Raw genomic sequence first — 23,743 nt, 5'->3', positions numbered from 1 at the left:
CCCTTATTAGGTTTCTCTCGGGTTTCCGGATTGTGAGGCGGCGGCGAGCGCCTCCTCGATGTCTCTCCACAGAGCCTCGGTTCCTTCGAGGCCGACATGGAGACGTACGGATCGCGCATGGATGCCGAAGGCATGTGCGGAATTTGGCTGTGCCTTCTGCTGAAGCACCACCTCGCCCGGTACGATCAGGCTTTCATGTCCACCCCAGCTTACGCCCAGTTTGAAGAGCTTGAGGTGATCGGCGAAGGCGCGGATATCGACGCCCTCGCGGAAGATGAACGAAAACAGGCCCGAGGTGCCGTTGAGCCCGGCGGGCAGACGGTTGGCGAGCCCCGGATGGCAGACCGTCTCCACCACGTCGAGCTTCTGCAGGCGCCTGGCGATTTCGAGAGCGGATGCCTCGTGGGCTCGCATGCGCAGCGGCAGCGTGCGCAGGCCGCGGATCAGGAGCCAGGCGTCGAACGGCGAAAGCTTACCGCCGAGATAAGGATAGGCCTCGGCCTTGACGCGCGCAATCATCGCCTTCGAGCCGGCGATGACGCCCGCCACCACATCGCTGTGGCCACCGAGATATTTCGAGGCCGAATGAATGACGAGGTCGACGCCGAGCGTCAGCGGCCGCTGGAAGAACGGACTTGCCCAGCTGTTGTCGATCATCGAGACGACGCCGTGTTGTCTGGCGAGTGTTGCGAGCGCGCCGACATCATGCGCCTCCATCACCCAGCTCGTCGGGCTTTCCATGTAGAAGAGCTTGGCGCCGGGCAGCGCCTGGGCAATCGCTTCCTCGTCGCGCCCGTCGACATAGGTCACCTCGATCTTCATCCGTTTCAGGATGGTGCCGAACAGGCGGAAGGCATCGGGATAGACATGTTTGACGGCAACGATGCGGTCGCCCGGCTCGACGAAGCTCAGCACCGCCGACGAGATCGCCGCCATGCCGCTTGCAAAACCCAGCGCATCCTCGGCACCTTCGAGCTTGGCCAGCATTTCCTCGAAAGCGCGCACCGTCGGGTTCAGGCCGCGCGTATAGATCGGCCGCACCTTCTCGCCGCGATAGGAGGCGATCATGTCGTCGTAATCGGAAAAGGTGAAAAGCGAGGTCTGGAAAATCGGCGGCACAACGGCGTCTGCGAAGTTGCCTTCGTCATGAGCCGTGATGAGGGAAGCAAGATCGAACGGTTCTGCGCCGTTGCTCATTTGGACATTTCCTTGATGTCTTCCTCGACGATATCGAGAATTTTCAATGTTTCCGCGCGCGCCGCCTCGGGATCCCCGGCAGCGATCGCGTTGAAAAGGGTGCGGTGAAAGGGAAAGGACCGGCGGGCGAAATCCTGCCGGTCGAACGGATGTTCCCAGAAGCGCTCGAAGGTCTCGCGCATCTGCTCGAGAAGCTGGCGAAACAACGGATTGTGGGTGGCGTCGTAGACAGCGAGGTGAAAGGCCAGATCCTCCGGGCCGGAGGTGCCTTTCTCGATATGCACTCGCTCCATCTCGTTCAACTTTTCCTCGATGACGACGAGATCCGTGTTCGTACGCCGCCGCGCCGCGACCATGCCGGCCTCGCATTCGATGCCACGGCGAACCTCCAGCGTCTGCAGCAGCACGTCGCGCAGATGAACCGTGTCGAGCGACAGCGGCATGTGAATCGTCGCCCTGGAAACCGGCTTCAGCAGATAGGTGCCGCTGCCCTTGCGCGTCTCGATGACGCCGAGCGCCTGGAAGTGGCGGATCGCCTCGCGGATGGTCGAGCGGCCGACGGCAAGGGCTGCCATCAGCTCGCGCTCGGCCGGCAGCCGGTCACCCGCCTTCAACCTGGCTTCCTCGACATAATCCGCCAGCGCATCAGTCACCTGACGCGCGCGGTCCATGGCCGGAAGCGGCCGGATCACCGGCCTGTCGCTGCTATTTGCCTTCATGGTTCCCCATTTTTCTTCTCAGGCAGCCGACCTTGGAATTGGTCTGACATCTTAGCATTTCTCAAAGAGCGAAAGACGTCAAGTCGCCTTCGCTGCTCGTCGCGCTGGTTTTGCTCGCCAGCCAGGCCAAGTCGTTGGGATGGCCGTAGTCGGGACATTATGTTCGCTTCAGTGGCGCTAGTCCGGCCAAGACAGTCGTCGCCACGCGCGAGGCGTTGGTCTGAACTTCCCAACGGGGGGTTCATGCCCACGCCGCTACGATCCATACCGAGGCGACCAATTCAACCCTGGACGGATCACCAAGACCCGCGAGTGCTTCTCGCAATTTGGGCTAGACTGCCGCCTTGATCGAGGGGGTCTCGCGAGCGATTTTGCCAAGCGGGCCGATGCTCAACAGCACTCGCGTCATCGCATCAACGTCACCGCTCGTAACCGCTTCGTCGTGAGGCGCGATGACGATGTCTTTGAACCCGGCGGACGTAAGAACAGTGCGGACGTATTCGGCGTCTGAAAAGCTAAAGGGGGTTCCGCGTTGGCAATAGATGCCCCGCCGAGATACCTGCGCTCGATCTCAGCAAGGTAGGCGGGTCTGTAAAATGATCCTGTAACCTGTACTCGATGTCGGACGTTTCGTAACCGTCCAATCCCATGGCCGTTGGAAGTAGTTGGCGAGCGTCCGCGCGGCGAAGCGACTGAGTACTGACTACCCCAGGTCAGGGTGCTGTGCTATTGTGGATCGAAATTCCGAGGTGAGGCTATGCGCCGGCTGTTTGCATCGGTAGCGTTGTTTTTATCGGCGACAGTGGCGACCGCGGGTGATCCCTTGTTCGATGCCGTTTCAGCGGGAGACGCCCTCGCCGTCGAGCAGTCCCTTACCGCGGGTGCCGATGTCGACAGCCGCACTCGCGACCAGTCAACGCCACTTATCAATGCAGCCCTCGCAAATCAGATCGCCATCGTTGAGCTGCTGATCGGCAAGCATGCCGACGTCATGGCTCGGAACTCTGGCGGCTTCACTGCGCTTCATGCAGCTGCGTATTCGGGAAGCGTACCCATCAGCAAACTGCTCCTCGACCACGGAGCAATTCTCGACGATGCGTCCAATAAAGCGGGTGTTACCCCGCTCATGGTTGCGGGTGAAGAGAACCACGTCGCTCTTGCTGATTTCTTGTTGGCTAACGGAGCTGATGTGGGCCACGTAGAGGTTCACGGCTACGCGCCAATCGCGAGGGCCATCTGGAAGGGCAATTTCGATATCGTCCGGCTGTTCAAGCAGCATGGCGTGACGTGTCCTCCGCTCAGCGTCCTCGGCGAGGAGGAATTTTACGCGAAGTGCATGGAAATTCACGAATGAACAGGAGGCGAAGATGCACTCTGGAAGCAGAACACATTGCACTGGTCGCTATTTGGTGATGATCGGTCTCGCTGTCGCATCGGCTGTCGGTGGATCGCAGGCAGTGGCCAACGACTCAGTAAATACGGGGTACTTTGGCGGTGTCGCTATCATGGGGTACGACACGGTCGCCTATTTTACCGAAGGCAAAGCGACGAAAGGTTCGGATAAAATCTCCTACGAATGGATGGGGACACCCTGGCATTTCGCCAATAACAAACACCGCGAGATGTTTATGAGCGAACCGCTTAAATACGCGCCTCAGTACGGCGGCTATTGTGCGGGCGAGGTGAGCGGCGGGTCTGTCACGGTCAACATCGATCCTGAAGCCTTCAAGATCGTCGAGGGCAAGCTTTATCTGATGTATGACAAGGCGGACGCGGAGGGGTTTGCCGCCCATCCGGCGGACACCGTGGCCAAGGCCGATGCCAAATGGCCGAAGGTCGCCGCCGATCTCGAACTGGATCAGTATCACTGACCGCGAACGGCTTCTATTCGGCAGCCGAAAAATAGAAGACCTTGGACGAGTTCACATAAGTGTAGCCGGTTTCGTCGGTCGGCGTTGCATGTCTGTAGACCGGACCGCAATCGGGCTGGCCAAATGCGTTTTCGCTCTGCTCGCAAAGGAGGTCGCCTTTGACAGAAACCGTCTCGGTCATCATCTGGGTTGCCGAGCGGAAGGCAGCCTTGCCGTCCATTTGGACCTGCATGATCGCAAGGCTTTCGGTGGGCTCGGTTTTTCCCCGCAGAAGTTTGCCCATGACGATGGCCGCGATCTCGGCACCCTTCAGGCGATATTGCTCGTCCCCGTGGAAGCCGAATGGCCACTCTGGCAGGCCGGCCTCGCGCAGCGCGTCTAGAATAAATGCCAAATCCTCTTCCCGGAAATCGCCATTGAGGAGCCGCCACGCCGCCAGGCAATCGCGCCCCCCGAGAAGGCGTCCTGCCTCGGCCACGGTGGCACGAGCCTCATCGATGCGACCGACACGGACATAGGCCATGGCGAGTGCGGTAACAAACTCGCCGTTGCCTTGAGAGCCGTAGCCAGCGCGCTTGAAACTGTCTATCGCCCTGCCGTAGTCGTGCTGCAGATAGAAAACCATGCCAGCTGTGTATCGGTCGATGGCGGAGGGGTTCGGGTCGTACCTGAGCGCCGTCTCGACAGCCGCGGCGGCGTCGGCGTGATTGCCCCAGACCAATTGAACATATGCGACCGCCATATGGGCTTCGGCATTGGCGGCACCAAGCGACACGGCCTTTTGTGCCGAGGCGATTGCCTGCTCATAACGTCGGTCTACAGCCTGCATGATGGCGAGGACCGCGTAGGGTGACGGAAGTGCGGGGTCGAGGGCAAGGGCGCGACTTGCCTTCTCGTAGGCTCTTTTTCGCGCCAGCGCACTCTGGAGGACGTCGTCATATGTGCTGCGCCAGACAAAGGACGTCGCATGCGCATCGGCCGCGAATGCTTCGGCAAAGCCGCCGTCCAGTGCCTCCGCCTTGTCAAACAGCGCCAATGCCTCGAGCATCCGGGAACGGCGTCCTGTACGGGCCGCCTGCTCGGCACGCAGATAATAATCATATGCCTCGAGATTAGTGGTCGGAGGACGGGCGATGCGCTCGGTCTCGCTTCGAGTCAGTTTCAGACCAAGCGCATCGGCAATCTGTCTGCCCATCGCGTCCTGCACGGCAAACACCTCCGCCGCGCTGCGGTCAAATCGATTGGCCCACAGATGGTCGCCGCTCGAGGTATCGATCAGTTGCGCGTTGACGCGGATCAGATCGCCGCTCCGCTGCACGCTGCCCTCAACGACGAAGCGCACGCCGAGGTCACGTCGTATTTCCTCCAGGACGTGGGGCTTGCCTTTGTACGTAAACACGGAATTCTGGGAGATGACGTCAAGGTTCGAAAGCCTGGCGAGATCGGTAATTAGGTCGTCGGTAATGCCATCGGCGAAATAATCCTGGGATTGATCTTCACTCAAGTTGGCGAAGGGTAGCACCGCGATCGATGGGCGGTGCGTATAAGGCCATTGCCATACGATGACCGCCGCTGTGATCGCGATCAATAGCGCTGTGAGCGCTAATAGCGTCATACCTCGCCACCATGCACGAGGGGCAAAGACGACCTTGCCAGTCTTGGCTGGGTCAATCAGAACGCGATAGACGCGAACCGGGTCGGCTATATTCTTCAGCCGCTGCTCGCCGAGAGCCACGAAGCCAACATCGACCTTATGCGCAACCTGGTCGAACGCGGTGCCGGATATGAAAATTCCGCCAGGCTTTGCAATCCCCTGTAGGCGGGCGGCTATGTTGACGCCGTCGCCATAGATGTCGTCGCCTTCAACGATGATGTCACCAAGATTGACACCGATGCGAAACCGAATGCGTTGTTCGTCCGAGACCCCCTGGTCTCTGCTGGACATCCTCCGCTGGATTATGGCCGCGCATTGGACTGCATCCACGACGCTGGCGAATTCGACGAGTGCGCCATCGCCCATGAGCTTGATGATCCGGCCATGGTATTCCTCGATGGTGGAATCGATCAGCTCCCGGCGGCAGGCTTTCAGCCGTTCCAACGTTCCGGCCTCGTCCGCGCCCATGAGGCGGCTATAGCCGACCACGTCAGCGGAAAGTATCGCGGCGAGACGTCTCTCCATTGCTCTGTCCACCCTTTCGATACAGGGAGCTGGGCATCTTACCACGGCCGAGGGCGCGCAGGCACCGCAGCCCCGGTCTTTTGCGGCTTAACTTGGGGATGGTCTGCTCGTGGACCTTTGCTCATTGTGGGTAGGCGAAAGTCGTTTCGATACCGTTCAACGTCGAACGGTTCAGAGTTATCGAAGACACTAGAGCGCCAGTCGACTCGCGGCCAATGTCGTCGTTCACCTCGGCCTCCGAGGTGTCTGTAGGGGCGGATGGCCTCGCGTCCGTCCTTGATCAGTTTCGAGTGGCACCCACTGACGACCTAGCCGATTTGCCCATCGCCGATCGCCACGCGTTTCAGACGAAGATGGTTTCGGTGTCAAAAGCAATTGGCGGCCGTCTCCCGGATGCGCCTCGAGGTTTTCCTGGCCAACAGAGTGCCGACGGTTTCGCCAGATACTTCGAGGGCGCGTTATCAGCAAGCCGAGGTGACGTCTCGGAGATATCAGCCGTTGGCGCTGCGACCACGGCGGACCTTCTATTCAACGCCGCCTCGATCGGTCCGATGGTCGTTTCCGCAGCGGACTTCTCAAGAATCGAGGACATCAGCGACATATTCAAGTTCGGACAGTTCGCAGATCGTATTGCCTCTATGACTGGCGCGGCAGCTGTTGGAGCGGGCAACAACCTTCGAGGATATGTTTCAGAACAGATCGTAGCTGCGCGGCGGGGTCGACGTGAGGTTGATCGAGTCAAGGCTAGGATCGTCTACGTCGCCAAATACTGGGAGGCTCTGAAGCTATTTCTGGCTGACGGGCGCATCGAGATCGACAACAACAGCATCGAGAGAACCATCGCAAGAATGCGCTCTTTGCCGTAGCCGGGGCAAAAGCTACGATGGCCCTATTGCTGCCATCCAAATCAACTCAAAATTTGGAGCAAAATTCTCGGCGAGCTTCGAAAACCACCTATAATCAACCCACAGAACCCGAGAGCTATAGCTCCGATCAGGCCGTAATTTTCCCATCCGTGAACAGCGCCAACAATTACGGCGAGACCCACGATACCTGTGGTCCAAATAATTTGTAAGACGCTCCAGGTGCGACGGAACATTAACTTCACCAGTTGCCGGACGAACAAGCCGCTTCAACTTAACCAGGATATAGGGACTTGCCTTCCAGCCAATAAGGGAAATCAATAATTTTTTACGCGGTGGGCATCAACAGTCTAACTCTATGGCGGGCAGTCAAAGATTTGTCGGCAAGGGCCGCGCGCTCCCCTACCACGATGAATTGGCTGTCATGGACGCGGTGGAGCTATCCGAAAAGCTCGATGTTCCTCTCCCCGTCATTTCAGCTCTGGTTTGGGACGGGTATCTGTCCGCGATCCACGTCCTTCGTGCCCGAAGGATTCTAATGAGCAAAGTGCAGGCCGAAAAATTCGCGAGCCAGCATAGTATCCGTCCCCAGCATAAAGGCGATGTTCCGGTCATCACCGAATACGAAGTCGGCGTGAATTTCTACCAACTATAGCAGCTCTAAATCATTCTTTCGTCATCATCTGCGGGCCGGGAATTTCCCGGCCTTTTTTCGTCCTGCAGCGTCGGACACACCAGGGTTCGGTTTGAGGCGATCAGGGTTACTTTCCGGACCTGGAAACCGGGCGGTTCCCGGGACTTTGGGCCAAGCGAGAGTTCCTTCTCACAATACGACGTGAGATGATGCCCAATCGGCATCGCTCTGGCCGGAGTCGGGGACTGTTGATCAATAACTGAATCGCGTCTTCGAATGCTTATGTGATCATAAATCGCGGTGCAGTTTATCGAACACGCATGCGCGAGAGGATCACGTTACGCTCGACCAATAAATTAGAGATATATTAAAAGTAGACTGCTATTCCTCGCGCTCTATGCACGCCAGCACGCACCGGGTGGAGAAAAAGCGTTGAAGACCTCATATAATGCACTACGCGCATTGCTTATTATTGCCAACATTGCATCACCATTGACCGGATATTCCGCCGCCTATGCTGCGGCGCCGCCGACGCATGGGCTTCCTTCGCCTCAAATTTCCAAGGCCCTCGATGCACTGCTGTTGCCTGTCAACAAGGCGGTCATAAAGAAGTTCAAGCTTGCCAAGGGCGAACACGGCGTATTGGTGCTCTCGGTCAAGAAGGGCGGCGTCGCCGACAAGCAGGGAATCAAGCCGGGCGATGTGCTGTCAGAAGTTCACGGGCACAAGGTTCACAAACCTGTCGACGTCGACATTGCCGTCAGCCGCGACCTGAAAGCGGGCAAATCGGATATCGCCTTTGCAGTGCTTCGGGATGGTGCGCCGGTGGCTGTCGCCGCCGTCATCACACTTGAGGAGTACAACGAGGCCATCTCGGTCACGGAAGTTTCGAGCTGGGAGAGCGACACCTCGGAGACCTCTTTCTCCTATTCCGAATATGCGTCCGAGGAAACGCAGACAATCGAGTCCTCCTATGAAAGCGAAGAGACGACCGTCGAGGAAGCGATGACGCAGGAAGAATCTTCCAGCGACGAGGAGACGAGCGACGACAGTTCCGAGGATGACGGCGACGACGGTGCCGGTGACAATGACGGTGACGATGACGGCGGTGAGGACTCGGACGGCGATTCCGAAGAATAGCGATAGCGTACCGAAGATCTGCGGCGTGTGACCCGTCTGCCGCAACGCATCGGCCACCACGTTGTGGCCGATGCGATGATCGGCGCGAAATCGTTCGGCTGTCGGTGGACCGCAGCCTCACTCACGTCCTTACTTTCGAGCTTCCACGGAAAGGTTGCCAAAGGATCTTCATTGGTGGCGGGAGGTTATCTCAATACCGAATTGCTTCGCCCCCAGGCTACGCAAGGGATGGCTGCACGCAGTCAAGCTCTAACGGCGACTCCGCACCATCCGGCCGCCAACATGAGCAAGGCCGGGATGTCCAAGCCAGACCAGTGCGAGCCGCTCGCCTGTCTGCTTGGCGAGATACATGTAGCCGTCGGCGCGCTTCACGAATGAAGTGACGTCGTCGTCCGGCTGCAGCATCGTCACCCCGACTGCGGCACCGAGTTCGACCACAGCACCTTCAATCGCAATTGGTTTGAAAATGCGATCCATCGCTTCGATGAGTGTCGGCTCGACATCATTCAGATGGGCTGGATCGACCTCAAGCAGGACAACAAACTCGTCACCGCCAATGCGTGCGATGAAGTCGTTGGTTCGGAAGCTCTCCCTTAGACGACTGGCAATTGTTCTCAACACTTCATCGCCGGCTGCATGTCCCATCGTGTCGTTGATGGCTTTGAACCCATTGAAATCGATGAATGCCAGCACCAGGAGCTTTTCGCTCTCGTGCATCCGCTCCACATGCCCGGCAATCACTTCATCGAAACAGGCTCGGTTTGGAAGTCCCGAGAGGGCATCCGTTCGTGCAGACCCACGCAACGCAAGTTCGATTTCGTGCTGGTGTCGAACACGCGCGGAGACATCGAGAAGGACTTCGACGTCGAAAGAAACATCATCCACAATCGTGCGCTGTGCGGAAATCAGTGTCGGAATGATCGTGCCGTCGGCGTGCCTGATATCGACCTCCTCCAACACATAGCCTCCATCCTCCGCGAGCATGCGATGTCTGCGATCACGTGCCGGGCTGCTGATGGTAGCCCCTTGGACGTCAGCGTCCTGCCGCGAATATCATCCCACTTCAGGCCCGTCAGGCGCAGAACTTGGCGTCTCGGCGTCGCTAGTCGAGATCGCCATCGCTATCGGCGCAAACTCGAACATTCGCATCAATATCGCAGTCAGAACATCTGGTGGAAGTATTTCTTCGTCGGCCATCCGTTTATCACCAAAAGGACAACGGGCACCTCCCTGACCACGGCCGCCAATCACGACAATATGCGACCGCAGTCCCGAACGCCCTTTGGGGCGACCTGAAAAAGCCTTCTTGTCCGAACTTCAATCGGTTCGAGCATGTGATAATAATTTGCCGTGGCTCGTTGACCGGGGATCAGCATGCGAGGTGCATTTCTGACATTCGTCATTGCTCTTTCTGGCGGTGCCGCCTGCGCAGCAGGGCTCAAGGATAGCTTCGATTCAGACAGGCTGAATACGGCAAATTGGACGACGCAACAGATTCTGTCGCGTCAATACCAGTTCCAGAAACCCGGACGCTGCGGAAGCGCTGCCATCGACATCGTCACGACGGACGGCGACAACGGTCTCGAATGCGAAGACGACTGCCAGCGTGCCGAGTTGAGAACCACTAAGAAAACCTGGCCGGTTTTCGGTGACGAGGTCTGGTACGGTTTCAGCTTCAAGATAACGGGCGACGTACCATCGACAGGGAGCGCCCGTTCAGTGATTGGTCAGTGGAAGGGGCCGGGGGACGGCAGCCCGATGATTGCTCAGCGGTTTGACAACGGAGTCTTCCACATTACCGTGCAGGACAACAACGTCCGGCGCGTGGTCGCAAGGGCGGAAGGCGATCCGGATGCCTCGCTTTCGGCCCAAGCCTTGCTCGGAAATCTCCACCGCGACGAGCGGACGGTCAACGCGATCAATTCACTGCAGTCTCTTGACCTCTTCACCAAAACGCAGCCCGACCTTTCGCAGCAGTTCTTCAAGCAGAACCTGATGGACAGTCTGGGACCCGAGGCGCAGCCATCCGACTCCCAGCAGTTGTCGCAGGCGCTCGGACTAGGCGACCCCGCCCTGGTAGGGCAATTCAGCGCTCTTTCCTTTGTGGCGGAACCTGGAAAATACATCGGCAGGGCCGATATCGACATAGAAACGGAAGACAACCGCTCGCTTCCGGATCCACGCAAGGACTGGGTCGACATGGTCTACCGCATCAAGCCAGGACGCACCGACAACGAGTACGGACCGCGGCGTCCCGGCGAGATCGATATCTGGGCGAATGGCCAGAAAATCGTGTCCGTCAGAGGCAATATCGGCGCCACGCTAAGGAAGAACGATCCCCGGCCGCTGGTCGGTCCATATTTCAAGTTTGGAACCTACAGGCTGCGTATACCCGGCACGTTCCATTTCCAATTCGACGAATTCTCCCAGGCTTCGACGCGAGCGGGTCTGGGTCAAATCTGCGCGGCCCGCTGACGTGATACGCTCTTCTTCAATCCTGAGTTCGCGATCGCTCAGCCCCTCATGCGTCAAGATGAATGCACAACAGGCGGAGGCCGGGCGAAGAAGTCTCGGCTCTGCCCGACATTTTTAAATGCTTGTCGATCTTGGGAATCTATTTAGATCATAACTTCGCAGCGAACGAATGGAGCAGACAATTCTCTTGTCATCATTTGCCAATCCGGAGCCTGTGCAAATCAAGACCGGCTCTGTCGGCAAACTCGTGGAGCAAGTGCGTACGCTCGCCACATGCGCAGGACAGACCGTTACCCCATCACCCGATATATGGGTTTTCCGGACGGACTCGCCCATCTCCTATGTCCGCAGCTATTCCTCGATGATGAATATCGCAGTCGCGGTGTCCGGGCGAAAGACCGTTCGGATAGGCAATCATATCAAAGTCAACGATCCGAAAAACTACCTTTTGATGCATGGAAGCACGCATTATCAGGCAAGCGTTGAAGCCAGCCCGGATACCCCTTACATCGCACTGAAACTGCAACTTTCCCCCGGTATTCTTGGTCCCACCCTGCTCGAACTTGCCGATCTGGGAGGACTTCGAGACGGCACCCTTGAACCACCGCCACCGGTGTTCATGGGTCCGGTTGAAGAAACTTTCGCCGAGCCGCTCTGCAGGTTACTCACATGTCTCGACAATCCGCTGGAGCGACGCATGCTCGTGCCCTTATACCTGCGGGAAATTGCATTCCGGCTGCTGCGTTCGGATGCTGCCAGCCTCTTGCGGGCTTCCATCACGCGTGAACATACAAGTGTCTTGCGAGCCATCCGCTTCATCGAAGAAAACGTCGATGCCGGAACAACAGTCCAGGCGATGGCCGAGTCGGTTGCGATGAGCGGATCACATTTCGCGCATCGTTTTCGTGAGATTACCGGTGTCTCGCCCATTCAGTATTTGAAGAGAATTCGCCTGGAAAAAGCTCGGCTGCTCCTGCTTGAAGGCGACTTGCCGGTGAGCATTGCCGCGGAAGAGACAGGCTATGCCAGCACGTCCCATTTCTCACGTGATTTCCGGCGACAATTCGGCCTCAGCCCAACATCCTACGTGCAGTCATTCAAAGAGCACGTCGCAGTACCTCATGAAGAGCGCTAGAGCATGCCCCAAAAGTGTGCGGCGGTTTTGCGATAACGACATGCGTAAAAACAAAGACTTAAAGCACGAGGAGCGAATCTGAAAGATCGCGACGCGCTTTAGATATTCCGCAGGATTGAGCAGCTCTTTCGTCGTTCTCGGCATGGCTTCATCGTCGTTGGTTTGAGAGAACCGATCCAGAAGACAAACCCACTGGAGAAACGACATGAGCATACTACTGACCATCGCATTCGAGGCAAAGCCCGATAGGCTGACGGCATTTTTGGAGCTTCTTGCAGCAGTGAAGTCAGAGCTTCCGGGAACCGCCGGCTGCGAGGATATTCGCATCCTTCGGAATGTTGACGAGCCAACGTCCATCTCGCTCATAGAGACGTGGGGATCGAGGGTCGAACACCAAGCACATGTCGAGGCCATCGTGGCGACCGGCGGATGGGATCATGTTATGTCCCACCTCGCGCCCGCCGGTGAGTCGCTGTTTTCAGGAGGCCTAGCGCCGTCATGCGACGGCGGCCGGGAAATGAACTGTCGGACTTCCCGGTCGCACCACAGGGATAGCCGATCTTCGCCGATAATGCATGTCGCCCAATAACGACATGCATAAATCAAAGACGTAAAGCGCGTCGCCTGAATCCGGTTGACGCGACGCGCTTTAGCGGCCGCCTTCAAGACACTTCGATCCGAGACCTGATCCAGCGAACGAAGAGCGAGGCGGGCGGGGTCAGCCGGTCGAACCGGCGCGCGACGAGCCAGTAGGCGCCGAGAGGAATGGCGAGATCGAAGAGGCGAAGCAGCCGACCCGCTTTGATCTCATCCTCGGCGAAGATCTCGTCCATCAGCGCTATGCCCTGCCCGCGCAGGACCGCCTGCATCACCAGTCCGCCATCGGCATAGACCGGTCCTCGCGCCGTTTCCGGCATGGCCATGCCAGCCGCTTCGAACCAGCGCGACCACACGTCCCGATTTTCCTCATGCAGCAGCGTATGGCGCAGAATGTCGTCCGGCCGCTTGATTGCCGGCCCGGCCTCGAGCAAGGCGGACGCTGCCACCGCTATCATGCTGACATCGGCGAGATGTTCGCTCTCCGTCCTCGGCCAGGCGGTCACGCTGGCGCTGTGGCGGATGGCGATCTCGGCCCGGCCGCTGCGAAACTCGACGAGGCGCGGATCGGAGTCGATCGTCACGTCGATCTCGGGATGCAGTTCCCGAAACTCCGGCAGGCGGGAAACGAGCCAGCACGCCGCGAAGGAAGGTTCCGCGCTGATCGTCACCGCCGCCGTCGCCGGTCGGCTGCGGATTTCTTCCAGGCATTCGTCGATCCGGTCGAAGGATAACGTCAAGATCGCCAGCAGCTTGTTGCCGGAAGCGGTCAGATGGACGCCGCGATGGCGACGCTCGAAGAGCGCCTCGCCCAGCAACGTCTCCAGCTCGCGGATCTGCCGGCTGACCGCCGCCTGCGAGATGAACAGCTCCTGCGCCGCCAGCGTGAAGTTTTCGAGACGGCCGGCGACCTCGAATGTGCGCAAAGCCGTCAGTGGCAGGCGTCCGCGTTTCATCCATAACCTCAAGTCATTCGAGATCGACGATAAGCTCGTTTGAAGGCGCCAGGCAAGAGGCGGCATATGATCGCAAAGGAGAGATATCGATGCGTAAGCGGATATTCGAGATCATATTGGCGGTTATCCGGCTGGTGACGTTTCAGCCGCCGAGTGCCGACGATTGACGACCCGTCCTTCTCCGTGATTTTCTGCGAAATCGACAACCGAGGTAGCAGATCAAGCTGTTTACCGCCGCGCGTCCAGATTTACTCATCAATCGGACAATCTCCGCTTGTAGTTCAGGAGCGAATGCCCTTCTGAGGGCGCGACGCAATCTGACTGCCGTCGCGCCCTCAGAAGAACAGGCAAAAGAAGCAAGACTAAGCTTATGGAGCCCTCCTCGGTTGGTCTCAGAGTTCGATGCCACGGCCACGACTGGCAGCCCGCTGGCGCCGTTCCGAGATGATCTGTTCGCTGCTTTCCATGCGCACCGTCCGCTGCAGGACCTTCAACCTGTCCTGCATCGCCTCGAAGGCGCTGCGCTGCGCTTGTGGCACACGGTTGATGAGATCCTTTTCGCCGCGAATGATGGCATTGCGACCAAAGCGCTCGTCGAGTGCCCGGCTGACGGCGGCGAACTCCCGGCGAATGCTGGGATCGAGAGGGGCAGCGGAAGCCGTCAGCTTGCGGTCGTTGTTCTTCGCCTCGGCAGTCAGTCGCAGGAGCACGTCTTCCGCCGCCGTCGACAGGCCAGGAACGGCAACCGCCATGCGCCGTCGCTCTTCGGCAATAGCCTGGCGTTCGGCATCGAGCACATTGACGTAGGCCGAACCGAGCGATCGCAAACGGGCGGCGGCTTCAGGCACGGCCTGCACCGCCTCTTTCCGCTCCCGGCCGGCGGCCAGCACCCGGTCCATCAGGCGATCGGAACCGCGCAATGCGCCGTAGGCGGCCGGATCGTTGGTCACCGCGGCCGCGATGCGCTCGCCAGCAAAACCTTTCTGAAGCAGCTCTTCGATCTTGCCGACGGCGCCGACCGGATCGCGCCAGATCGCGCTTGCCACCGCCGCCAGCGCTGCTCGCTGCTGGCGATAGAGAGGATCTGAGAGCACACGCGAGCGCGCCTCCTCGTCGATCGCGGTCCTGAACTCGGTGACGGCGGCAAGCATGGGGACATTCTCCATCCCTTGATCGGCACTGGCGCCGGCAACAATCTTCGAACGATCCCGCCGCTCGGCGAGATGCTGCTCGTCGGCAAAGCGCTTCACGGCCTCGAACAGCCGGGTCAGCTTCTCGCCTCTGATACTGGCGAGGTCTTCCGGCATACGCTCGACCATGTTGCGTTCGCCAACCGCGTCGGCCTTCGAGGTAAACGCGCGCCAGCCGAAGCGAGCGGTCAGCGCCTCGCTGACCGCCTTGACCTCCTGGACGATCGAGCGGTCTTTGGCGGCAAGCGCAAAGGCGGTCTTGTAGGCGTCGTCACCACCTTGCCTGCGCACCGCCTCGATCTCGGTAAGACGTGCCATCGCCTTTTCGGAGAGCGCCGGGATCGGCAATGCCATATGGGCGCGGCGTTGCTGCTCGTGGCTTTCGAAGCGTTCGGCATTCCGGCGGAACTGGATGGCATGGGCGCGGACGAGCGGCAGCAAGTCCGTCAAGGCAGTGATCGCGGCGTTTCGTTCGTCGCGTGCCGCACGACCGTCGACGATCAGGTCGGAACCCCGCAGGCGGCCGAGCCGCTCGGGTGCTTTGGCAAGATCATCGGCAAGCCTGCGCGGATCGACGCTTGTATCCGATGAAAGCGCGTTCAAGGCGACAAGGGCTGCATCCGGGTCACGATAGATCTTCTCCAGCACCGGCCGGAGGATGGCTTCCCGTTCCTTCCAGGCAGGAGACGAAAGTTGTGCCAGCCGCGCATCTTCCTCGGCACTCCTGGCAAAGCCCGTGGTGGGTGGGATCAGATATCGGCCGCGAGCAACATCCGCCTCCAAGACGGTTTGGGGTTCAGCCCGTTCCTCGTTGTAGGCGATGCGCCGTTCCCGCTCGATCGTGAAGCCGAGCGCAACGCTTGCCCGCTCCCACAGCTTCGCCAGCTGCTCGCGCCTCTCGGCAATCCCGGCCCACCGCCGGGAAAGGCTTTCCTCCACCCCGGCTGCGGCAAGCGAAAGGTGATCGAGACCACGGCGGCGCGCGAAGTCGTCGGCATGGGCGCGATAACCGGCCTCGCTTTCAAAATCGAGCGTCGTCGTCTTGGCGCCGGAACGCGACAGGCGCTCTACCAGCTGCTTGAACACATCCGGTCGATGGCTTTCCCGCTCGATCCGTTGCTGACGTTCTGCGGCGGTTTCGATCCGCCTGGCGGTCCAGACGTTGCGGTCGACCTCTCTTTCCTCGAACCGCTTCTGGCCGGTTTGTTCGTCGACGATGGCAACCTTGATCGTCACCCGCTCGACGCCGTCCTTGCGCAACATGACGGTATCGCCTTCTGAGACGCCACCCTCCTCGAGCGCCTTCGGCAGGCTGACGCCCCATAGACGATGGAGGGTGCCGTCATCCGTCTTGACATCGGCATAGGGACTGTCGTCGGCATCCTCGTCATTCGGCCGGAACTTGGCTTGTCCTGTTTCCACGAGCGCGCCGGTGACGCCGGCAGCATGATCGACATGCGGCTTTCGTCCCCATTCCGGCTTCGCTTCAAAATCGTCCTTCGCCGCATAGAGATCGACGCGGTCTCTGTGTCTCGTCATCGACACATAGGTCAGGTGCTGGTCCATCATGCCGGTGGCGAGCACGAAGGTTCGCTCGACAGTGGCGCCTTGAGACTTGTGAATGGTCGCGGCGTAGCCATGATCGACATTGCGATAGCTGCTCTCGCTGATGACGACATCACGGCCACTGTCGAGACGGACCGAAAGCACTGCGTCGCCACGTTTGTCGCCGGTGGAAACGACCGTGCCGAGCATGCCGTTCTTCACATGTTGCGGGCCGAGACGAGTTGCGCGCGGTTCAACGAAGCGGGCATTCTCCAGGAAGATGATGCGGTCGCCGGCAGCAAATGCCCGCGCGCCGCGCTCGGTCCGGAAAGCGCGGTCCTCACCAAGTGCGCCCTCTCCCACCATCACCGATCGCAGCGCCTCGTTCAGATACTTGACGTCCTCGTTGGTGTGGGCGAGCACCAGCAGTTCGTCACCACGAAGACGACCGTCATTGCCTGCCGTGGTTGAGTTCTGGATTGCCTGTTTGCGCGCTTGGCTCCAATCGGCGACGATCCGATCGATCGTTTCCGCCCGTGTCCCTGCCTCGATCAGATGCCCCTGCTGGGCATAGGCATCGAGACCTTTCCCGGTCTCGCCGCGCGCAAAAAGCCGCGACGCCTCGCGCGCCCATGGCTGGCGCTGGCGGCGCACACCGGCAAGTTCGGCAAAACCGATCCGCTCAGTGATCGCCCGGAATGCCGCCCCCGCCTGGATCGGCTGCAGCTGCATCGCGTCACCAACCAGCACGACCTTCGCCTCGGCTTGCTCGGCGATGTCAAGCAGGCGGGCCATCTGCTGCGACGACACCATGCCGGCCTCGTCGATGACGAGCACATTGCCACGTTCGAGCAATTCGCGTCCGCTGGCCCAGGCGAGTTCCCAGGCGGCGAGTGTCCGCGACCTGATGCCGGAACTGTCTTCCAGCCCTTCGGCGGCTTTCCCGGCAAGGGCAGCACCGATCACCCGGCGACCATCGCTCTCCCAGGCAACGCGTGCAGCGGCAAGCAAGGTCGACTTGCCGGCGCCGGCAAGGCCGACCACGGCGGCGATACCTTTGTCGCGGGTGATATGGTGGATGGCGTCCACCTGTTCCGGATCGAGCCGGAATGACGTGTCCGGATCCTGCGTTTCGACCTGCCTGATCGCCGCTGCAACCACCCGATCGGAAACGGTAAAACCGCGGCGCTCCGCCAAAACCCGCGCCGACCGCCCCATGTCATATTCGATGCGCAGCATCTCCCGCGTGGTGAAGACGGCGGGTTCGCTCGCCTTTCCCATTTCGGCATCGATCTGCTGCGGTTTCAGCATGATGAGATCGTCCGACGCCATCAGTCGCGCGCGGATATTGGCGAAGTCCGCGGGATCGTCGACAGTGCGATGCAGCGCCTTGGCGATATCGCGCTCATCGAAGGTGGAGCGTTCATTGCTCAACTGCTTCAGCAGGAGCGCAGGATCGGCAAGCAGCCGGTCGGCCATATCCTGGCGACGGGCAAGGTCGGCTGGAGCAAAATACATCTCCGCGTCCCTGCGGGAGAGTGCTGCCTTCTCCGGACCGAGATGTCTTTGCGCGATGCCATCAAGCCCCTGTTCGGCATAGGAGCGGCCATCGAGCCGGATCTCGTGACCGGCAAGCGCCAGGTGCCGGCTGGCCGTCTCCGCCCAGGCGATCTTCCATCCCTTCATGGTTTCCTTGTCGCCAGCCCAGAGCTTGTAGACGACCTTGCCATTCGGGCGATCCGGCGTGACGACCCGCAGCGGTTTTCCGTCCTCGCCACGGACAGGAACCTTCTTTGGCCCGAAGCCCTCCTCCGCCAGCGGCCTGAGCGTCGTCATCAGATGGATATGCGGGTTGCCGTCCTTGTCGTGATAGACCCAATCGGCGACCATCCCTTTCGCAGTCAGATTGTCGAGCACGAACTCCCGCACCAGCGCGATGTTCTCAGCCCGCGTCAGCTCTTCCGGCAACGCGATGATCAACTCGCGCGCCAGCTGCGCGTCAGCGCGTTTCTCGAAAGCATCGACGGCATTCCACAGCGCTTCGCTCGCCTTGGCGACGGATTGACCAGAAATCGCCGACCGCAGCCAGGCCGGTATTTGGTCCGGAAGGGCCAGCTCCTCATGCACCAGTTCGGAAGCTCCGCCGCGATAGCTGAACGATGTGCCGGCCTGTTCGTCCATCATCCGGGCGCGATGGCGATAGGCGGCGGCCGAGACGACGCTGCGTCCCGCGCCCCTGCCGATCACCTGTGCTCTGACGAACATGATCGCCACTGTCGTCTCCACCTCGCCCGAGCACGTCGCGACAGCGACGTATATTGCGCCCTCAAACCAATCGGAACGCAGGGCCGATGCCGCTTTTGCCGCTGCAGGTTAACGTATTTTACTACTTTATTCTAGTTAGTATGTTGGCTGGCATCGCTCATCGAAAACAAAAGGAACAGTAGGATGGTGAGGTCTTCCATGGTCAGGGTGAAGGCTTCTCGCGCCATCTAGGCTGGGGCAACCGAAACGGTCGAACGCGGGAAAGCGGGCGCGTCAGATTGCAGCGTCGACCGCTGATCGGGCCGCACGACTACCCAGTCGAAAATATTGGGTCGAGCAGATCATCACCCAGGATCTTAGTCGATCGCTACGCATGAGCGGACTACGTCTGGCAAAAAGATACTGATGGTTTTGCTTGGGTCTAGCCGGAAGGCTAACTGCACCGGCAGTCGAGCACACCACGGTCTGGAGGGGAAGCGCCAGGAGTCGGGACGCTGCTTATGGCAGCTTGTCATCAACTGCTCCTCGGCCATAAACGACACGGGCGGCATCAACCGGAATTCCGGTTTGCTCCCGGATGCCCTTTGTTGACTTCGACGACGACGCCAGTGTCCGCGGTCAGCGTGGTGATTCAGTCGCCGCAGTTGACGCAATATTCATGCGTATCGAAATCGATCTCGAGACCGTCCAGCAGATTGATGCTGAAGCGCCTGATCTCTTTCTCGCCGGCTGGATGATCGTGAAGCTCTTGCGAAGCGGTTTCAGAGACGACGAGCCGAAGCAGCAAGCTTGGTATAGGGCATCAGGCTTAGATCGGTTGTCATAATGTGACATCCTTCGTTGATGGCGGAGATTGGCCACTCCGTTGCAGAGAGGGTCAAGGACCGCGGACGCGGCTCGCAAGCGGGAGAACCCATTTTTCTAAGAAGCGCAGCTGCGGAAAAATGCGGGAGCCCGGGCCGTCCTTGACGCCGGATTTGCTGGAGTAGAATAGGACGCCAGAGAGAGAAGAGACCCGCGTCCCTGAAGGGAACGCGACCCTATCCGGCGCGAGGTGGCGGGAGTGTCGAGGGGTGGAAACCCCTGACAGCCTGGCGGCCGGTCGATCTGGCCGGTCAGGCTCATGGACACGGCGATGAGCCTCCGTCAGAACGGAGGCTCGACGTCGATGCGGCCATCCTGTTCGGCCTCGATGATTTCCCGCTCGGCCAGTGCCAGTTCGAGTTCGCTCTCGATCTGCCGGCGCTCGACAGGATCGGCATTCCCGAGTTCGGCGCGCAGCAGCTCGATGACTTCGTCGATGCAAATGGTCATTGTCGTCTCCTTGACGTTGTGAAAGACGAGCGTCCCGGTCATGGCGGGATGGAGGGTCAAGGATCGCGTCAGCGACCGGCGGAGCCGGCGAGTGGGGGAGCCGATTTTGTCGGAGTGTAGGGAACCGCAGCGGAGGCAAAATTGGGGGAACCACGAAGTGCTTGAGGCCTTTATGCCGCCATGGCACCCTCGGATCGACTGAGCAGACTTTCCCTCTCCGTATGGCACCAGAATAGCCGTCAATGGGCTCGACGCCCTTGACGGCTCGAACAACAACAAGGCTCGCGGCAGAGACACGGTCGGAGCCGGCCCCGCTTTCGGGGCCGGCCTGTAGGCCTCAGGCGGGGCTGTTCCAGAGGATAACCTTGCGGTTCGGCTCGCCGCCGGGGGCTTGTGCGACATTGCCGAAGATTACGCCGATCTCCGGAGCCTCCAGCTTGACCGAGAGGTATTCCTCGCCGGTCAGGCGAGCGATGCGGTTCCAGCCCGCGCCGATCTCGAAGCCGGTCTTACGGTGGATGATGCGGTAGTCGGGTGCTTCATCGTTCGCCTTGCTGGCGTTCGGGACGATGGCGATCGGGGCGTTGACCCGGATGGTGGCGAAGATGCCTTCGAGGCTGCCGTCGGTCTTCTGCGTCAGGGTTGCGATCGTGGTGGCCATGATATTGTCTCCTTCGGTTGCTCGGGACCATTCCCGATGGCGCCCGAAGAAGGGGCCGAGCCGCAGGCGTCACCGGAGCGCCAGCGCAGGGGAACCCCTTGCGGGTTGACGCTGATGGCGGCCGGTCCCTTAGAAAGGCGACATGGAGAACGGGAATGGTCCTGAACAGCGACCGTAAACGGAGACAGCAATCCATGGCTATCCGATTGCCGTCTCGTGCGGGAGCCCTGCCCCGGATGTCCACACGAGCTGGATGGGTCTTCCTTCCGCGTATCTGCGTCGGGCAGCAAGCCATCTCGCGCGCAACAGCCGGCTGCGATCGGTAAGATCGGTTCTCTCATCGCCATCGTCGGCAAGAGCTCTTCACCGGGTGTTGAAGAAACCGTCAGGCGGTAGCGTGCATCAAGAACATGAATCGATCCGCCACGACCGATTCAGGAAACTCGTTGGACGGCCAATTGGTGAGCGCGCATGATCCGATCATGGATACAACGGCTGACATTATGCTGCTCTATCGGATCGATCCGTCCCGAAATATGGCGCGTTTCTATCGTCTGTCGATCCAGCCGACGTTGCTCGGAGGCAGCTCTCTCGTGCGCAATTGGGGCCAGATCGGTACCGATGGCCGGCTAATTGTGGAACTGTACGATATGCCCGAAGAGGCTGATACTGCCTTTGAGCGCGTGATCGGCCGCAAGCTACGTCGGAGCTATCGGTACGACGATGCACCACGCTGCGCCCAGGAGATCGTCACGCCGAAAGGTGCGAAGACTGCTTCAGCAGGTTTCGTAGCTACGGCGACGGCGACGCCGGCGGAATGGAGCCCTGTCCGGACGATATGCTCCCAGCGGGCCTGGAAATTCCTGAGAGTAAACCAGGGCAGCCCCAGTGCCTCGGCGAACCTTAAGCCTGCGTCGGCAGGGCCGACTAAAGTGCACTTATTCCGACGCGAACCTAGGGTCGTACAATGTGAAATCTGCGGCTGGACGGTGCAGGATCTTTCGCCTATCGATTGCTCATGAAGTCGTCGCTCGATCATATGCCGCTTCGCAAGCAGCGAGAAATAGGCCGGGTCCTCGAAATCCTCCACGAGGAGTTCGAGGATGCGCTGAAGGAAGGCACGGCCGATTTCAAGAAGCGCGGCAGGATCTTGAAGATCATCCTCTTCGGCTCCTACGCCAAGGGCGGATGGGTCGATGAACCTTTCACCATGAAAGGTTATCGGTCGGATTTCGATCTCTTGATCATCGTCAACAACCGCAAGCTCTGCGAGTTTGCCGAATATTGGCACAAGGCGGCAGACCGGCTGATCCACGAAGCCTCGATCGAAACGCCGGTGAGCTTCATCGTCCACTCGAGGCGGGAGGTGAACACCTATCTCAAGGAAGGGCAGTATTTCTTCTCCGATATCCGCAAGGAAGGTATCGTCCTATATGAGCTCGACGATGAGCCGCTTACGGAACCGCAGCCGCTCTCGCCGGTAGATCAGCTTCGCGTCGCAAACGAGCACTTTGAGGAACGCTATCCTACCGCGGACGGATTTCTTGATACTGCACGGTATGCGCTTAGCCAAGGTCGAGGCAAGGAAGCCGCCTTCCAAACTCATCAATCCCTCGAACAAGCCTATTCCTGCGTTCTGCTCACTCTGACCAATTACGGCCCGCCATCGCACAACATCAAGTTCCTGCGCTCACTCGCCGAGGAGCAGGACCGTCGTCTGGCCGAAGCCTTTCCGCGTGATCAGCACAAGGAACGCGCGTGGTTCAACACGTTGAACGAGGCATATGTGAAGGCGCGCTATTCGAAACATTACGAGATCAGCGAGGAGGCGTTAGGTTGGCTTCACGAGCGAACGACAGTGCTTCTCGAGCTGGTGAAAATGGTGTGCCGCGAGCACCTGGAACTGCTTGAGCGGAATAGCGGTTAGCGCGGTCGCCAAACGGAGCTCTCGCCCATAGAGGCCGAGCCGGTCCATTCGTTGATCCATGAGAGGGGATCACAGCCCAAACCGTGGGCGACCTGATTAGGATCGTTATCGGTGCTAAAGTTCATCGGCATGGCTTGGCTCGGACTCCGAAACCTTCGGAGCAGCCGCCGACGTAGAACTGAATAGCTTGAGCGGGGCACGGCCCATCGAACCTTACCATCTCGCGGGCGAAAGTAAGGCGAGTTTTGTCCAGTTCTAACCAGTTATTGGCTCCAGATCGACCAGCGCCTTGATCGGCAGGTGATCGGAGGCGATGCGCGCCAGTGGCGTATCATGCGCTTCCACCTGCGAAATGATCCCCTTGCGGTTGGCGATGATCCGGTCGAGGGCCAGGAGCGGCAGGCCGGCGGGGAAACTCGGCACGGCCGGCGGCAGCGGTCCGAAGGCGGATTGGAAGGTGTTGAGTGAAGAACGGTCGCCGAGCCGCCATTCGTTGAGGTCGCCGAGCAGGATGGTCGGCATCTCGTGCCTGTCGTTGATGAGTTCGACCAGGGTGCGAGCCTGCTGGGCCCTGCTATGGCGCAGCAATCCGAAATGCGCGGCGATGATGCGCAGCACTCCGCCCTGCTCGAGCTCGATCTCGGCTACCAGCGCGCCGCGCGGCTCCAGTCCCGGCAGCTTGACCTGATGCACGTCATGCACCAGCCCCTTCTTGAAGAGCACGACATTGCCGTGCCAGCCATGCGCCTTCGCCATGCCGGCGACCGGCACCGGGATCAGCCCCGTCTCCCGCTCCAACCGGCCGAGATCGAGAATGCCGGTGCGTTCGCCGAAGCGCGTATCAGCCTCCTGCAGCGCGATCACGTCGGCGCCGATTTCATGGATCACCCGGCTGGTGCGCTCCGGATCGAAGCGGCGGTCGGTGCCGATGCACTTATGCACGTTGTAGGAGGCGATGAGCGTTCCCGCACTGCGCGGCCTTGCCTCGGCATAGGCTGCGTCGAGCCGCTTTTTCCTGCTCCTGATCGAGGCGAGAATGCTGGCGGGAAGGCTGTCTTTTCTGGCGTGCATCGGC

19 protein-coding genes and 1 pseudogene are annotated in these 23,743 nt (G+C 59.8%); 11 read left to right on the top strand and 9 right to left on the bottom strand.

All coding sequences use genetic code 11. From position 1 onward, the window contains the following. Window positions 1-6 precede the first annotated feature (6 nt). The gene (locus AB8B31_RS30335) at window positions 7-1,197 is read right to left on the bottom strand and encodes a PLP-dependent transferase (RefSeq protein ID WP_439007641.1); all 1,191 of its coding nucleotides are present in this window, start codon (window positions 1,195-1,197) and stop codon (window positions 7-9) included. Continuing rightward, on the bottom strand, window positions 1,194-1,916 hold the full coding sequence (locus AB8B31_RS30330; protein WP_115156795.1) for a FadR/GntR family transcriptional regulator: 723 nt from the start codon (window positions 1,914-1,916) through the stop codon (window positions 1,194-1,196). The genes AB8B31_RS30335 and AB8B31_RS30330 overlap by 4 nt, the downstream gene beginning before the upstream one ends. A gap of 757 nt (window positions 1,917-2,673) precedes the next feature. Here AB8B31_RS30330 and AB8B31_RS30325 point away from each other — a divergent pair. Both AB8B31_RS30325 and AB8B31_RS30320 read left to right on the top strand, forming a co-directional pair. Continuing rightward, on the top strand, window positions 2,674-3,270 hold the full coding sequence (locus AB8B31_RS30325; RefSeq protein ID WP_439007640.1) for an ankyrin repeat domain-containing protein: 597 nt from the start codon (window positions 2,674-2,676) through the stop codon (window positions 3,268-3,270). A 13-nt stretch (window positions 3,271-3,283) separates the two neighbouring features. Continuing rightward, the gene (locus tag AB8B31_RS30320) at window positions 3,284-3,787 is read left to right on the top strand and encodes a YHS domain-containing (seleno)protein (RefSeq protein WP_281410965.1); all 504 of its coding nucleotides are present in this window, start codon (window positions 3,284-3,286) and stop codon (window positions 3,785-3,787) included. A 13-nt stretch (window positions 3,788-3,800) separates the two neighbouring features. On the opposite strand, the gene AB8B31_RS30315 is transcribed toward AB8B31_RS30320, so the two are convergent. Further along, window positions 3,801-5,966, bottom strand: coding sequence for an adenylate/guanylate cyclase domain-containing protein (locus tag AB8B31_RS30315; protein WP_222285950.1), 2,166 nt, complete (start codon window positions 5,964-5,966; stop codon window positions 3,801-3,803). Between the two features lie 215 nt (window positions 5,967-6,181). On the opposite strand from AB8B31_RS30315, the pseudogene AB8B31_RS30310 reads away from it, so the two are divergent. The 3 genes and pseudogenes from AB8B31_RS30310 to AB8B31_RS30300 all read left to right on the top strand — a co-directional run. After that, window positions 6,182-6,808: pseudogene (locus AB8B31_RS30310) on the top strand (IS66 family transposase); the annotation flags it as partial. A 379-nt stretch (window positions 6,809-7,187) separates the two neighbouring features. Further along, window positions 7,188-7,484: a hypothetical protein gene (locus AB8B31_RS30305; RefSeq protein ID WP_439007639.1), complete on the top strand. Its 297-nt coding sequence runs from the start codon at window positions 7,188-7,190 to the stop codon at window positions 7,482-7,484. A gap of 411 nt (window positions 7,485-7,895) precedes the next feature. Further along, window positions 7,896-8,603, top strand: a complete 708-nt coding sequence (locus AB8B31_RS30300) for a PDZ domain-containing protein (RefSeq protein ID WP_168279243.1) — start codon at window positions 7,896-7,898, stop codon at window positions 8,601-8,603. A gap of 249 nt (window positions 8,604-8,852) precedes the next feature. On the opposite strand, the gene AB8B31_RS30295 is transcribed toward AB8B31_RS30300, so the two are convergent. Continuing rightward, window positions 8,853-9,560: a GGDEF domain-containing protein gene (locus AB8B31_RS30295; protein WP_439007638.1), complete on the bottom strand. Its 708-nt coding sequence runs from the start codon at window positions 9,558-9,560 to the stop codon at window positions 8,853-8,855. A 417-nt stretch (window positions 9,561-9,977) separates the two neighbouring features. Between AB8B31_RS30295 and AB8B31_RS30290 the strand changes: the two genes are divergently transcribed. The 3 genes from AB8B31_RS30290 to AB8B31_RS30280 all read left to right on the top strand — a co-directional run bounded on the left by AB8B31_RS30290 (window position 9,978) and on the right by AB8B31_RS30280 (window position 12,802). After that, on the top strand, window positions 9,978-11,078 hold the full coding sequence (locus AB8B31_RS30290; RefSeq protein WP_168279245.1) for a heparin lyase I family protein: 1,101 nt from the start codon (window positions 9,978-9,980) through the stop codon (window positions 11,076-11,078). Window positions 11,079-11,247: 169 nt separating this feature from the next. Next, window positions 11,248-12,213: an AraC family transcriptional regulator gene (locus AB8B31_RS30285; RefSeq protein ID WP_168279247.1), complete on the top strand. Its 966-nt coding sequence runs from the start codon at window positions 11,248-11,250 to the stop codon at window positions 12,211-12,213. A 205-nt stretch (window positions 12,214-12,418) separates the two neighbouring features. Further along, on the top strand, window positions 12,419-12,802 hold the full coding sequence (locus AB8B31_RS30280) for a putative quinol monooxygenase (RefSeq protein WP_222285956.1): 384 nt from the start codon (window positions 12,419-12,421) through the stop codon (window positions 12,800-12,802). Window positions 12,803-12,875: 73 nt separating this feature from the next. Here the strand turns inward: AB8B31_RS30280 and AB8B31_RS30275 are convergent, their stop codons facing one another. Continuing rightward, window positions 12,876-13,766 carry a LysR substrate-binding domain-containing protein gene (locus AB8B31_RS30275; RefSeq protein ID WP_168279251.1) on the bottom strand — a complete coding sequence of 297 codons (891 nt, stop codon included), beginning with the start codon at window positions 13,764-13,766 and terminating at the stop codon, window positions 12,876-12,878. 392 nt (window positions 13,767-14,158) lie between these two features. Beyond that, entirely contained in the window at window positions 14,159-18,775 is a 4,617-nt protein-coding gene (gene traA / locus AB8B31_RS30270) for a Ti-type conjugative transfer relaxase TraA (RefSeq protein WP_439007637.1), read from the bottom strand. 649 nt (window positions 18,776-19,424) lie between these two features. On the opposite strand from traA, the gene AB8B31_RS30265 reads away from it, so the two are divergent. Then, complete coding sequence (locus AB8B31_RS30265; protein ID WP_165505704.1) at window positions 19,425-19,592, top strand: hypothetical protein; 168 nt, start codon at window positions 19,425-19,427, stop codon at window positions 19,590-19,592. A gap of 320 nt (window positions 19,593-19,912) precedes the next feature. Here AB8B31_RS30265 and AB8B31_RS30260 read toward each other — a convergent pair whose 3' ends face one another. Both AB8B31_RS30260 and AB8B31_RS30255 read right to left on the bottom strand, forming a co-directional pair. After that, entirely contained in the window at window positions 19,913-20,080 is a 168-nt protein-coding gene (locus AB8B31_RS30260) for a hypothetical protein (RefSeq protein ID WP_164903098.1), read from the bottom strand. A gap of 337 nt (window positions 20,081-20,417) precedes the next feature. After that, window positions 20,418-20,741, bottom strand: coding sequence for a DUF736 domain-containing protein (locus AB8B31_RS30255; RefSeq protein WP_168277746.1), 324 nt, complete (start codon window positions 20,739-20,741; stop codon window positions 20,418-20,420). A 446-nt stretch (window positions 20,742-21,187) separates the two neighbouring features. On the opposite strand from AB8B31_RS30255, the gene AB8B31_RS30250 reads away from it, so the two are divergent. Continuing rightward, window positions 21,188-21,763: a WGR domain-containing protein gene (locus AB8B31_RS30250; protein ID WP_246791090.1), complete on the top strand. Its 576-nt coding sequence runs from the start codon at window positions 21,188-21,190 to the stop codon at window positions 21,761-21,763. Next, window positions 21,760-22,668, top strand: a complete 909-nt coding sequence (locus AB8B31_RS30245) for a nucleotidyltransferase and HEPN domain-containing protein (protein ID WP_439007636.1) — start codon at window positions 21,760-21,762, stop codon at window positions 22,666-22,668. The genes AB8B31_RS30250 and AB8B31_RS30245 overlap by 4 nt, the downstream gene beginning before the upstream one ends. A gap of 255 nt (window positions 22,669-22,923) precedes the next feature. Here AB8B31_RS30245 and AB8B31_RS30240 read toward each other — a convergent pair whose 3' ends face one another. Further along, entirely contained in the window at window positions 22,924-23,739 is an 816-nt protein-coding gene (locus AB8B31_RS30240; protein ID WP_168277750.1) for an endonuclease/exonuclease/phosphatase family protein, read from the bottom strand. Between the last annotated feature and the right edge of the window lie 4 nt (window positions 23,740-23,743).

Origin of the sequence: Rhizobium sp. 62_C5_N11_2 (assembly GCF_051811185.1) — a bacterium.
GTDB lineage: Bacteria > Pseudomonadota > Alphaproteobacteria > Rhizobiales > Rhizobiaceae > Rhizobium > Rhizobium leguminosarum.
Note: the sequence above shows the minus strand (reverse complement) of the source record. Positions and strands in the feature narration are given on the sequence as shown.